At 38.3% G+C, this 13,576-nt stretch carries 12 protein-coding genes; 11 read left to right on the forward strand and 1 reads right to left on the reverse strand.

Annotated elements, in window-relative coordinates; translation table 11 throughout:
- Window positions 1-127 precede the first annotated feature (127 nt).
- Complete coding sequence (locus GD002_RS06950) at window positions 128-997, reverse strand: D-psicose 3-epimerase (protein ID WP_153731626.1); 870 nt, start codon at window positions 995-997, stop codon at window positions 128-130.
- A 140-nt stretch (window positions 998-1,137) separates the two neighbouring features.
- Between GD002_RS06950 and GD002_RS06955 the strand changes: the two genes are divergently transcribed.
- The 11 genes from GD002_RS06955 (at window position 1,138) to GD002_RS07005 (ending at window position 13,569) form a co-directional block, all read left to right on the forward strand.
- Window positions 1,138-1,875: a GntR family transcriptional regulator gene (locus GD002_RS06955; RefSeq protein WP_153731627.1), complete on the forward strand. Its 738-nt coding sequence runs from the start codon at window positions 1,138-1,140 to the stop codon at window positions 1,873-1,875.
- A 28-nt stretch (window positions 1,876-1,903) separates the two neighbouring features.
- Window positions 1,904-3,433, forward strand: a complete 1,530-nt coding sequence (gene xylB / locus GD002_RS06960; RefSeq protein WP_153731628.1) for a xylulokinase — start codon at window positions 1,904-1,906, stop codon at window positions 3,431-3,433.
- 2 nt (window positions 3,434-3,435) lie between these two features.
- Window positions 3,436-4,299 carry a class II fructose-bisphosphate aldolase gene (locus GD002_RS06965; protein WP_153731629.1) on the forward strand — a complete coding sequence of 288 codons (864 nt, stop codon included), beginning with the start codon at window positions 3,436-3,438 and terminating at the stop codon, window positions 4,297-4,299.
- A 10-nt stretch (window positions 4,300-4,309) separates the two neighbouring features.
- Window positions 4,310-5,794, forward strand: a complete 1,485-nt coding sequence (locus tag GD002_RS06970) for a xylulokinase (RefSeq protein ID WP_153731630.1) — start codon at window positions 4,310-4,312, stop codon at window positions 5,792-5,794.
- Between the two features lie 151 nt (window positions 5,795-5,945).
- Complete coding sequence (locus tag GD002_RS06975) at window positions 5,946-6,983, forward strand: galactitol-1-phosphate 5-dehydrogenase (RefSeq protein WP_153731631.1); 1,038 nt, start codon at window positions 5,946-5,948, stop codon at window positions 6,981-6,983.
- A 12-nt stretch (window positions 6,984-6,995) separates the two neighbouring features.
- Entirely contained in the window at window positions 6,996-7,925 is a 930-nt protein-coding gene (pfkB, locus tag GD002_RS06980) for a 1-phosphofructokinase (protein ID WP_153731632.1), read from the forward strand.
- Window positions 7,926-7,952: 27 nt separating this feature from the next.
- Window positions 7,953-8,729 carry a glucose 1-dehydrogenase gene (locus GD002_RS06985; protein WP_153731633.1) on the forward strand — a complete coding sequence of 259 codons (777 nt, stop codon included), beginning with the start codon at window positions 7,953-7,955 and terminating at the stop codon, window positions 8,727-8,729.
- Between the two features lie 150 nt (window positions 8,730-8,879).
- Window positions 8,880-9,959 (forward strand): substrate-binding domain-containing protein, encoded by a 1,080-nt coding sequence (locus GD002_RS06990; protein WP_153731634.1) that lies wholly within the window; start codon window positions 8,880-8,882, stop codon window positions 9,957-9,959.
- Between the two features lie 108 nt (window positions 9,960-10,067).
- Window positions 10,068-11,549 (forward strand): sugar ABC transporter ATP-binding protein, encoded by a 1,482-nt coding sequence (locus GD002_RS06995; protein ID WP_194841498.1) that lies wholly within the window; start codon window positions 10,068-10,070, stop codon window positions 11,547-11,549.
- Between the two features lie 3 nt (window positions 11,550-11,552).
- Complete coding sequence (locus tag GD002_RS07000) at window positions 11,553-12,512, forward strand: ABC transporter permease (protein WP_153731635.1); 960 nt, start codon at window positions 11,553-11,555, stop codon at window positions 12,510-12,512.
- Window positions 12,513-12,537: 25 nt separating this feature from the next.
- The gene (locus GD002_RS07005; protein WP_153731636.1) at window positions 12,538-13,569 is read left to right on the forward strand and encodes a zinc-dependent alcohol dehydrogenase; all 1,032 of its coding nucleotides are present in this window, start codon (window positions 12,538-12,540) and stop codon (window positions 13,567-13,569) included.
- Window positions 13,570-13,576 lie beyond the last annotated feature (7 nt).

Genomic DNA, 13,576 nt, shown 5'->3' on the forward strand with positions numbered 1-13,576 from the left:
GCTGTCAAGGTAACTATTAAATAAGCGATCACGCTGACACTATCAACTGTTACACGTTATTTTGTTGGTGCGAAAGTTGAGTTAAGTATTTAAATGTATCACTAAATATTTTCGCAAAGAGCCTTTATCAATTCTCAAATAAATTCTTTATAAACTGCAATGAATCCTTCAATTCTGCATCCAACTGCTGCTCTGTTGCACTATTAGAGAGATCTCGCCAAATCTTTATATCTTCTCCTACTTGTCCGCCCATTTTTACAAATGGCTCCATGACTACATACTTGCTGTAATTTATCTCATTTAGTGCTAGACCGATTTCTTCCCACGGTAATGATCCTTTTCCGGGAACTTTCCGATTGGCTTCGCCGATATGCAGATGTCCTAAATGGCTCCCTGTATAGCGGATAGCGTCTGCGATGTTATCTTCTTCGATGTTCATATGGAATGTATCCAGCATCACTTTCACATTTTCACGATTAATCTCATTTACGTAGTCTACAGCTTCTTTTGCATCGTTTAATAAAATTTGTTCAAATCTGTTGAGTGTTTCAATTAATAAGGTTATATTATATTTTTGAGCATAATCAGCAAGAATTTGGATGCTGTCAATACTATGTCTTCGCATTGATTCTTTGTTCATCTTAGTATTGTAGTCTACAGGCCAATAAGAATAAACTGTTCCGCCAATGCGGTCGATTCCAGCTTTATGCATACAATCTAGAACATGTTTCATGAAGTCTATTCCTTTTTGTCTTGTGGTACTAACATCTGAAGAAACATCATATTCCTTTGGTAACCCTATACCTGCTGTCAGAATAATGTTGTGCTTGACCGATAATTCATGTAAGCGTTTTAATTCTTCGTCGGTTAAGTTTATTAAACCGAGAGCTGCAACTTCTAATATGTCAAAACCTAGCTCGCTAGCCTTCTGGATGTACTTTGAAAAATCAGTCTCCCAAGATTGTTCCCAGTAAGCAAAATAAACACCGTATTTCATTTGATTACCTCCATAAATAAATTTTTAAGTACCTATGTTATGATATTGCGATATTATAACTTAATGTTTATAATAATTGTAAAAGTTATTTTAATCAAGCAGAAGAATGATTAATTCTAAAGGTGAGGTGTAGCTGCAAGATGATAAAGCTCGATAAATCGGTTCCAATTCCACTTTACTTTCAATTGAAGGAATTGGTATTAAAGCAAATTAAAGATGGCACATACGAAGTAGGTGACGCCATACCTACTGAAAAAGAATTAAGTGAAATATATGATATTAGTAGAACTACTGTTAGACAGGCTATTACAGAGTTAGTGCAAGAAGGTTGGCTGTACCGAGTGAAAAGTAAAGGTACATTTGTTAAAACACCTAAAATCTCTCAAAGCTTTATCCAAGCTTTAGGATCTTTCAATGATCAAATCATTGATTTGGGAATGACACCAAGTACTGAAGTATTAGATTTTGAAGTGATTGAAGTTCCTGAGCACATAGCTCCACAGCTCAATCTGAAAGTTGGAGAAAAAGTAATATACATTCACCGAAGGAGGTTTGCTGATAATGAACCTATTGTAATGGTTAAAACGTATTTGCCTTATGAAAAGTGCAAATTTGTGTTGGATAGGGACTTTGTAAAAGACTCCCTTTATCCTGTGCTCAGCACGACGAAAGAAACCCAGATATGTAAGATCAGACGTTTAATTGAAGCTGTACAAGCTACAAAGTATGACATTGGAAATTTGGACCTAACGAAGGAAAAGGTGATTCTGCAGTTCATCTCGGTTGGTTATAACTCGCAGGAAGAGCCAATTGAATACTCTTTGGCAAGGTATCGTGGGGATAAAAACAGATTTGAGATTGTTATCACAGCTACATAATTTAAATTTGAAATGGGGGTAGAAAGAAGTGGCAGAATATATTTTAGCTCATGATCTTGGAACATCTGGCAATAAAGCGACATTGTTTTCCGTTTCAGGTGAAATGGCTGGAAGTAGTATATCAGCATATGAAACACATTACTTTAATGAGAAATGGGCAGAACAGAACCCTAAAGATTGGTGGAATGCCGTATGTATTTCAACCAAACAATTAATTGATCAACTGAATATTTCTCCTAGCGACATCAAAGTGGTTAGCTTTAGCGGACAGATGATGGGATGTTTGTGCGTGGATGAAAATGGTGTACCTCTACGGGACTCTATTATCTGGGCAGACCAGCGAGCACAAAAACAAGTGAAAGACTTGGAAAAACATATATCGCAAGAAGAATTTTATAAAATTGTCGGTCATAGAAATACGGCTTCCTACGGCATTCAAAAGCTTATGTGGCTTCGTGACAATGAACCTGATGTTTATGCAAAGACGTATAAAACGCTAAATGCGAAGGACTATATTGTTTTTAAATTAACAGGCTCCTTCTATACAGACTACTCTGACGGAAATAGTATGGGATGTTTTGATTTAGAGAAATTGGAATGGTCAGAGCGTATATTAGACATCAGCGGTATAGACCATAATAAATTACCGGAGTTAAAACCTTCAACTTTTGTGGCGGGCGGTGTAACGGAGGAAGCAGCAAAAGCAACTGGACTTGCTGCGGGAACAGCTATAGTCATCGGTGCAGGGGACGGTGTTACAGCAAGTATAGGTGCTGGTTCAGTGAGTGAAGGAAAAACGTATTGTTCACTTGGTACGTCCGCATGGATTACGACTACGTCGAAAAAGCCGATTTTTGATCCGGAAATGCGAACGGTTACATGGGCACATGCGATTCCTGGACTTTATGCTCCCAATGGCACAATGCAGTATGCTGGAGGGGCATTTAATTGGATGAAAGAGACGATTTGTGTTTCAGAGAAGAATGAAGCTAAAAATACAGGGGGATCTATATACGAATATATTAATAAACAAATAGAAGAGACGCCTGCTGGCTCTAATGGATTGCTATTTTTACCCTACTTACTTGGAGAACGGGCTCCTAGATGGGATTCTGTTTCAAAAGGTTCCTATATTGGTATCACATCAGAAACAACAAGAGGTGATATGCTGAGAAGCGTTCTTGAAGGAGTTACATATAACTTGGCAATTATTTTGGATATCTTAAAGAGTCATATATCGATAGAAGAAATGACTGTTATCGGAGGTGGTGCTAAGAGTGAAGTCTGGCGGCAAATTATGGCGGATGCTTTCAACGTTAAAATGAACGTTCCGAGTTTATTAGATGAAGCTGGCTCAATGGGTGCTGCCATAATCGGTGGCGTAGGCATAGGATTATATGAAAATTTTGATATAGTAGATCAATTCATTACGATTAGTGATTCTCAGCAGAGCAACAAGCAGAACTACCAGATATATGATCAGGCTAAAAAGCAATTCGACGAATTCTATTTTGCACTCAGAAGAGTTTTTGAACAACAATTGAAAGGGGTAGATTGATCATGCCATTGGTTACAGGAGATTTCATTTTACAGCATGCTAGGAAAAATAATTATGCGGTTTGTGCTTTTAACGTAGAGAATATGGAGATGGTACAAGCAGTTGTTAGTGCGGCTGAGGAGACGGGTTCCCCAGTAATCATACAAACTTCAGCAAATACTGTGAAATATGCTCATATGGATTATTATTATGCAATGGTTCAAGCGGCACTCAAACATGCTGACGTACCAGTTGCTTTGCATTTGGATCATGGAGATAGCAGAGACTTAGCAATACAAGCTATTCGCTCTGGTTATACATCTGTAATGATTGATGCATCTAAGCAATCGTTTGAAGATAATATGAAAGAAACAAAAAATGTTGTAGATGTTTGTAAGCCGATTGGAGTGTCTATAGAGGCAGAACTGGGTAATGTCGGTGGTAAAGTAGGAGATCAAGAATATGGTGCTGCAGGTTATACAAAACCGAATGAAGCAAAAGAATTTGTCGAAAAGACAGGCACTACTTCACTGGCTGTGGCGATAGGAACAGTTCATGGTGTGTATGCAGGCGAGCCGAATTTAGACTTGGAATTACTTGCTGAACTCCGAAATACTGTAGACGTGCCGCTTGTATTGCATGGTGCCTCAGGTCTTTCAGAACACGATATAAAACAATGTGTTGAACATGGAATCAGCAAAATTAATTATGCTACTGAATTGCGAATTGCCTTTACAGAGGCAGTGAAAGAATATTTCACAATAGAAAAAGATTTTGTTGACCCGAAGAAATTTACAGGACATGCACGATCTATTGTTAAGCAAGTCGCGATTGAGAAGATGGAGATGTGTGGAAGTATTAACAGAGCAAGTACTATGAATATTTAAGAGGTATCCTATGAAAAAATTACTATTAGGAATAGATGTAGGCACTTCATCATGTAAGGTGGCGTTGTTTACGCTGGATGGTGAAGTTGTATCTCAGAGTTCAGAACATTATCCTACCTATTATCCTGCTCCTGGCTGGGTGGAACAAAACCCTGAGGAATGGTGGGCACAGGTTTGTCAATCTATTTTAAATTGTTTAGAAGATGAACAGGTTGATAAGGAACAAGTCGCAGGTATTGGAATTGCGGGGCAAGGGTGGTCGGCAATACCTATAGATCGGGATGGTAATTGTCTTCATAACACGCCAATCTGGCTTGACACACGAGCGACTGAGTTGAGTGAAACTGTCTCTAAAGCAATCGGTGAAAAGAATATTTTTGATTTGTCGGGTAACTCTTTCTCACCTTCCTATACCACACCTAAACTGATGTGGTTTAAAGAACATATGCCTGAGTTGTTTGAAAAAACGTATAAATTTTTACAGTGCTCCAGTTATATTGGATTGAAACTGACGGACACAATCTACTCGGATCGCAGTCAGAGCTATGGACTACATTTCTATAATCCCTATACTTTTCAATATGATGAAGAAATGGCAGAGAAACTTAGCATTCCTTTGGATAAAATTCCGCCTAACTTTCAAAGCCACGAAGTGATTGGGCATGTTACGAAAGAGGCAGCAGCGGTAACAGGTTTAAAAGAAGGAACTCCTGTGGTTGCAGGTGGGCTTGATGCAGCTTGTGGTACGCTCGGCGCCGGTGTGATTAATAACTATGAAACCCAACTCCAAGGTGGTCAGGCAGGTGGGGTGAGTATTTGTTTAGAAAAGCCAGTTGCACATCCGAAATTAATTTTTTCACCGCATGTCGTGCCAGGCAGATGGTTATTGCAAGGCGGTACTGTCGGTGGAAGCGGAGCCTTAAGATGGTTTAAACAAGAGTTCGGGAGTGACCAAAGTTTTGATGAATTGACCCAACTGGCAAGTCAAGTTCCAGAAGGATCAGAAGGCGTCGTGTTTCTTCCGTATTTGGCGGGAGAAAGAAGCCCGATTTGGAATACGAATGCTAAAGGACTTTTCTATGGATTAAGTTTTAAGGACACAAAGAAACATATGATTCGAGCTGTTTTAGAAGGCGTCGTGTTTTCTGTTTATCATAATCTACTGGCGGCGAAAGAAGCGGGTGTAGATATAGCAGAATTAGACATACATGCGATGGGTGGAGCTGCAAATAGCGAGTTGTGGATTCAAATGTATTCGGATGTAACGGGCTGTCAAATTAAAGTGCCGAGCTCAGACACAGCTACAACATTAGGTGCTGCATTATTGGCGGGTGTAGGAATAGGTGCTTATCAAGACTTTGAGCAAGCTGTTAACCAGACGGTGAATATTCAGCGTACGCATGTTCCAAACTTCGAAAGTAAGAAAAAATATGAAACGTCTTTGCAAACCTATTTAAAACTATCCGAGTTGATGAATAAGGAAATGTTCGTTTGATTCGTGTGTTGGCACATCAATCTGGCTGTTAGACGATCCAATTATTCATAGGGGTTTCTTTTTGCAATGCAAGTGATGTGTCAACGTCAACATGAAGTTAGCAGTTTGTAGATCAGCATGAGAGATGTAATCATAAGAGGGAGGTTTTTTCATGAAAGCAGGTGTTCTGCATGCTAGAGAAAACTTGGTATATGAAGAAGTTGAGTTGCCTGCACCGGGACCGAAAGATGTCTTGGTGAAAGTGAAATATACAGGTATTTGTGGTTCGGATATCCCGCGCGTAAATGGGAATGCTGCGCATAATTATCCCATTATATTGGGTCATGAGTTCTCTGGTGAAGTAGTAGAAATCGGAGAAAAGGTAGAGAGTCTACAAGTAGGAGATCGAGTCGCAGGTGCTCCTTTAATACCTTGTATGGAATGTGAGCAATGTAAAAACGGGGATTATGCTTTATGTGAAACATATAGTTTTATTGGTTCAAGACGCTCTGGTAGTTTCGCGGAATATATTGTAATTCCTGAAGAGAACGGCATTCGTTTCGATTCTTCAATATCTTATAAAAAAGGTGCTTTCTTTGAGCCGATTACCGTTGCCCTTCATGGTATTAATCGTTTGGATTTCCAAGCAGGCAGCTCGGTTGCTATTTTAGGAGCAGGAAATATCGGATTCTTTGCTTTGCAATGGTTGAAGATTTTAGGAGCTAGACATATTACCGTGTTCGATATCAGTGAGGAACGATTGGAACTGGCCAAGCGTTTTGGTGCGGATGAATGTATAAATTCATCTCAAGAAAACTTTTTGGATTTATTAACAGAAAAACATTTTGACTATGTCTATGAAACAGCAGGCAATACAGTGACGATTAAACTGACATTCGAATTAGTTAAGAAAAAGGGCAAGGTCTGCTTAATCGGAACTCCGACTCGGGAACTGACATTCAGTATAGATGAATGGGAAAATATTAATCGAAAAGAATTCAGTTTAACCGGTTCATGGATGTCTTACAGCGAAGATTTTCCAGGAGAGGAATGGAAGAAAGCCTCTCAATATATTGAATCCGGGGATATTCAGATTGATGACTCTTTAGTATATAAAATTGTACCGTTAAGTGAAATAGCAGAGGCATTTAAAATGTATAAAACCCCTGGAACGGTTAAAGGAAAAATACTAATTGATAGTGAGAAATAAAGGTGAATATAAATGATTTTGACAATCACTTTAAATGTAGCGCTAGATAAATATTATAAAGTTCCTTCCTTAGTAAATGGAGAGGTAAACCGAGTGGAGAAGGTCATACCGACTGCAGGAGGTAAAGGCTTAAATGTAGCTCGTGTAGTGAATGAACTTGAATCTACTGTGACAGCAACCGGAATCGTAGGAGGTCATACAGGGAACTTAATTTGTGAGATGCTCGACGCAGAAGGTTTAACCTATGATTTTTTCAAAGTTCCCCTCGAATCAAGAACTTGCATCAATATTGTAGATTCTTCAAGAAATTCAACAGAAATACTTGAAGCGGGAGAAAGAATTGATCCAGATCTTGTAACGGAATTTCTAAATAAGGTTACTGATTTAATTTGTCTGGCAGATATTGTGACACTTTCAGGCAGTGCGATGAAAGGCATGCCGGAAGACATCTATTATCATTTAATTTCTATTGTTAAAGAACAAAATAAACAAGTGATTTTGGATACAAGTGGAAACTTATTTGCGAAGGGAATTTTGGCAGCTCCCACATTAATTAAACCTAATCGTCAAGAAATAGAACAGATGATCCAAATTAAAAACGCAAGTATAGAAGAAATTATTTCTTTTTGCGAGGAATATATAACGCTAGGTGTAAAAAAAGTGGTTGTTTCCTTAGGTGCTGAGGGAGCGTTGCTGATTACTGGGAATGGTGTTTGGAAAGGTGAGCCGCCAAAGATTAACACGGTTAATACAGTTGGATCGGGTGATTCTATGGTTGGAGCGCTGGCAGTGGGATTATCAAAAGATTACACAGATGAAATTCTACTGCGCTATTCGATTGCTGTCTCTGCTGCAAATACTTTGACTGAATCAACAGGTCAAATTAATAGGGAAGACGTGTCTAAACTGTACGAGAAAGTTACTATAACAAAACTATCTTAAGTGAAAAAATAGGAGGTACAAATAATCATGGGAATGCTAGAAGAGTTATTTTCTCTCCAAAATAAAACGATCTTAGTTACAGGTGGTGCGAGAGGAATTGGAAAAGCAGTTGCTCATCGAGTCGCTGCAGTCGGAGCAGATATTGTGATTTTTGATTTGAACGGCAAAGCAGCAGCTGAAACAGCAGATGAGATTGCGAAAGAGCATAATTGTCGCACCACCTCTTTTGAAGTAGATGTTACGGATTATGAGGCTGTTGGAAAATGTTTGAAACTGGCAGTCGAACATATGGGGAAGATTGATTTATTATTTAATAATGCAGGTATTGTCATTCAGAAACCCGTTATTGAGACAACGCCTGAAGAATGGAATAAAGTAATCGATGTAAATCTAAATGGAGTATATTATGTGGCCCAACAATTCGGTAAGTATTTAATTGAAAATAATATAAAAGGCGCTATAGTGAACACTGCATCTATGTCTGGAACTATCGTTAATTATCCGCAACTGCAAGCATCTTATAATACTTCTAAAGCGGCGGTAGTTCATCTTACGAAATCAATAGCTTATGAATGGGCACCATATGATATTCGGGTGAATTGCATTAGCCCTGGCTATATCTTTACTGAGTTGACGTCTTTTGTCAGAGAAGACTGGCGTGATCAATGGGCTGAATCAACGCCTATGAAACGTCTTGGAAAACCGGAAGAGTTAGCAGGAGCGGTAATCTATCTGCTCTCTGATTCAGCATCATTCGTTACAGGCAGTGAGCTAGTGATAGATGGCGGATTTACAATTATATAATTTAGAAAATAAAATTTAAAATGACAACTGAATTATGAAAATAGTTATTGAAAACGCTGTCAGGAAGTTGTATAGTTGAATTGTATTACTACATTGTATTGTAATGACATTACAATTATGTAATCAACACATTTCAAGGGGGAATAGACAATGAAAAAGGGAAAATTATTTCTATTTTTAACTCTATTGGTAATGATGCTAGTTGCAGCAGGTTGCAGTGATTCGAAAGACTCAGATGGAAGCGCAGATTCTTCAGCTGACAAAGGAAAGGAATTTAAAGTAGGTTTTGCGATTAAGACGCAGGACTCTCCGTACTTTGTTTCACTAGTAGATGCTGTTAAAGAATATGGCGAGGCAGAAGGTTGGAAGGTTACTGTTCTAGATGCTGGCGGCGATACGAGTAAAGAGGCAGAAAATATGGAGACTTTTATTTCACAAGGTGTAGATTTAATATACCTTGATGCAGTAGAACCAGATGCTGTCATTCCTAGTATCAACAAAGCAGCAGAAGCAGGTATCGGTGTGATCAACTTAGACAGTGGTGTTGGTGAAGAAGCAAAAGATATTACAACTGTTTACTCAGATAACAAGCAGAACGGGCGCTTAGTCGGTCTTGCATATGCAGAAAAAATGGGCGATGAAGAAATCGTTTCGATCGTATTAAGTGGAGCAAAAGGAAATGTTGCGGGTACTGAGCGACGTACAGGTTTATTCGCAGGGATTCTTGAAGGGAAGCTAGGCGTATCAGAAGAAGAAGCTTGGGAATTGTCTGAAGAGTTAGATTCCCAATTGGCTTCAAAAGGTAAAGCGAAAAATGAAGAAGCTAAATTTTCAGTTGTAGGACAAGGCTGGGGAAGCTGGACAGAAGAAGACGGTTTGAAAGCTGCTGAAGACTTGATTACGGCGAATTCAAATATTACAACTGTATTAGGTGAGAATGATCAGATGTTATTCGGTGCAATGACAGCGCTTAAAAATGCCAACAAAGATAATGTTGATATTGTTGCAGCGGCTGATGGTGCTGTCGAAGCATATGACCTGATTAAAGAAGGTAAATATTTTGCAACAGGTGAAAACAGTCCTTACAAAGTAGCGGAACTTGGTATTAAAATTGGTAAAGAAATCTTAGTGGATGGTAAAGATCCTGAAAGCTATGATGAAATTACTATGACAGAACCGGCAGCGGTTACGAAGGACAATGTTGATGAATATTATGAATTCGGATTCTAATTAATCCGGATGAACCGTATTTGAAAATCTTTATAAGAAATCCTCCTGATTTTACTAGGAGGATTTCTTCTTCAGATGTTTTAAGCGGAAGAAAGGAGAACTATAACTGTGCCCTCTAATTATATTGTAGAAATGAATCATATATCTAAACACTTTGGAGGCGTTAAGGCGCTTGAAAATGTTCACTTAAATGTTGTGGAAGGTGAAATTCATGCTTTAATAGGTGAAAATGGTGCAGGGAAATCTACACTGATGAAGATTCTGGCAGGTGCTTACACGAAGGATGAAGGAACAATTATAATAGACGGAAAAGAAGCGACAGTTTTCTCTCCAAGATCAATGATTGACATGGGCGTTTCAGTTATTTACCAGGAATTTATGTTGGCTCCTGATCTAACTGTGGCTGAAAATATATTTATCGACAAGTTAAGTAATTCTGGTTTAATGATAAATTGGAAAGATTTGAAAAGAAGAGCAAAAGAACAGCTGGAAAAAATAGGATTCGGTCATATTAGTCCAGACAAAAAGGTAGGAGAGCTGAGCGTAGCCTACCAACAAATCGTAGAAATTTGTAAGTGTCTTGCAAAAGATTCGAAAGTCCTTGTTTTTGATGAGCCGACTGCTGTTCTAACACATTCAGAAACTGAGAAGCTATTGGAACTAATTATGCGACTCAAAAAGAGCGGCGTAACGATTGTCTATATTTCACATCGTTTAGAAGAATTATTTGCAATTAGTGATAAGATTACTGTTTTAAAAGATGGGAAATATGTTGATACAGTTGAAACTTCATGTATGACAAAAGAAGAATTAGTTACTTTGATGGTCGGAAGAGAAATTAGCCAGTTGTTTCCCGAAAGAGATAGTGAATTTGGTGAAGAAATACTTAAAGTAGAAAATCTTAGCACTGCTGATTTAGTTAAGGATGTCTCATTTACATTACGTAAAGGAGAAGTTTTAGGTTTCAGTGGTCTGGTAGGTTCAGGTCGTACAGAAACGATGCGTGCAATATTCGGGATAGACCGAAAAACAAGTGGAAAAATAACTTATTTCAATGAAGAAGTAAATATTAAAAGTCCAAAACAAGCAATAAAATTAGGAATAGGACTTTTACCAGAAGATCGAAAAAAACAAGGCTTGCTTTTACAGCAGTCTATTAGAATAAATACATCTTTAGTTTTTCAGCAAACAGATGGCGTGATTAATCATCAAAAAGAGAAAAAGCAAGTTGTTGAATTATTGGCTCAGATTGCAACGAAATATGGTTCTACAGAAGACAATGTAGATAGCCTGAGTGGTGGGAATCAACAGAAAGTAGCTCTAGCTAAATGGTTAGCTATAGATACAAAAGTGATTATTTTGGATGAACCTACACGTGGGGTAGATGTTGGAGCCAAAACAGAAATCTATAAAATCATCAATAAATTATCTGAGCAAGGTGTTGGAATCATTATTATTTCATCTGAAATGGCTGAAATCATCGGAACTTGTGATCGAGTTATCGTGATGCGCGAGGGTGAAATAGCAGGTGAACTACCAAAGGATCAGATGAGTGAAAATAACATGATTAAGTTAGCTATGGGGGTTTAATAAATGGCAGATTTTAAAAAGAGAATCAATGTAAAGGAATTCATCATAAATAATAATACATTTATCATTTTGTTATTATTAATTGTTGTAAGTGCATTCCTTTCTGATTCATTTTTAACAACTATGAATTTACGCAATATCGCACTTCAACAAGCCGGTCCGATCCTGGTAGCTATTGGACTTCTGTATGTAATCTTGGCAGGTGGCATTGATTTATCAGTTGGTTCCATCATGGCGGTGGGTGCAACGGTCTCTGCTCTTTTGATCACAGATATTGGCATGCACTTTTCACTTTCAATTGGAGTAGCTGTATTGATCGGTTTAGTCTTTGGACTATTTTCTGGGATACTGGTAGCCTATACAGGTATACAAGGATTCGTTGCAACATTGGCAACTATGACGATTGCCAGGGGTGTCGCCTTTGTTATCACTGAGGGCAGACCTGTTAAAATTCAATCAGGTACGATCGATGTACTGGTTAGCAAAGATTTTATGTATCCTATTATCTTGATAACTGTACTTCTTATTGTCGTATTTACGTTAGTACAGCGTTATACAGGATATGGACGAAAAGTTATTGCAATCGGTAGTAATGAAACTGCTGTCCAGTTAGCAGGTGTAAGAACAAAACGATATATTATGTCCACTTATGCATTGTCAGGAGCATTAGCTGCCTTGGCAGGGGCATTTGTCGCAGCACGTTCATCTACTGGAAGTGCGACGGTCGGTATGGGACAAGAATTAGATGCAATTGCAGCAGTTGTAATTGGGGGAGCCAGCCTAATGGGAGGTCGAGGTTTCGTCTTAAATACTGTAGCAGGTGCTTTGATTCTAGGATTGATTGGGAACATCATGAACTTGATGGCAGTACCTTCATATCCACAAGATATTATTAAAGGTGCTATTATTATTGCAGCAGTTTTATTACAGATCGTAACAAGCAAACGTGAACGTACGATTTAAGTAACCGTATGAAAGGAGTGTTAATTTGAAAACACTTATCGTTTCCACTAACGGAAAATTGGATGTAATAGAAATAGAAAAACCTGAAATTACTAGTAAGCAGGCATTGATTAAAACAATTTGTTGTGGGATTTGTGGAACGGATGCGACGATAGTTAATAGAACGTTTAAAGGTTTTGAGGAAGAACATTATCCTTTAATGCTTGGACATGAAGGGGTAGGGGAAGTAGTAGAAATTGGTGAAGATGTGACGAGCTTTCAAAAGGGTGATATCGTAATCTTGCCTTTTACCCCCCCTATAGATTGTCAAGGTCAATTACTGAATTCAGGATGGGGATCCTTTAGCGAATACGGAATAGTGGATGATATAGCAGCATATGACAGAAATGAAATACCTGAAGCAGCTTTTGCTCAGAAAAAGCTTCCTGATTTTGTGGATAAATATGAAGCTCCTGTGTTAGTCACCTTACGTGAAGTGCTTAGTTCCATTAAATATTTTAACATCCAACCCACAGACGCAATTATCGTCTACGGCAGTGGTCCTGTGGCTATGACATTTGTTAAGTTACTAAATTTGCTTGGTGTTAAAGAGATTACATCTATTGTAAGAAGTGAAAAGAAGCAAGCTTTGATGGAAGAGTTCGGAGCAAGTTCGGTGATCAATAGTTCGACAACAGACATTAAGGAACAGGTTTTCAAACAACATCCATCAGGTGTGAAATTCGTACTGGATGCAGTTGGTTCTGAAAAAATCATGAATGAAGCAATTGGCTTACTGAAAGACAGAGGCGAGATACTTTGCTATGGTGTACCTAAAGTAAATAGTATGCTGTTGAATTGGGATGATGCACCATATAATTGGAAGTTGAACTTTCAGCAAATGCCCTACAAAGAAGAAGAAGGCGAATGTCATGAACAAATCATGGATTGGGTTTTGGAAGGGAAATTAAAATTGCGGGATTTCATCTCGGATTTCTATAGTTTTGAAGATATCCTTACAGCGTTCCAAGATTACCTAGACGGAAAAACCTTCAAAAAAGTTATTGTTAAATATTAAGTAATAG

Origin of the sequence: Sporosarcina obsidiansis (genome assembly GCF_009651005.1) — a bacterium.
Lineage (GTDB): Bacteria > Bacillota > Bacilli > Bacillales_A > Planococcaceae > Sporosarcina > Sporosarcina obsidiansis.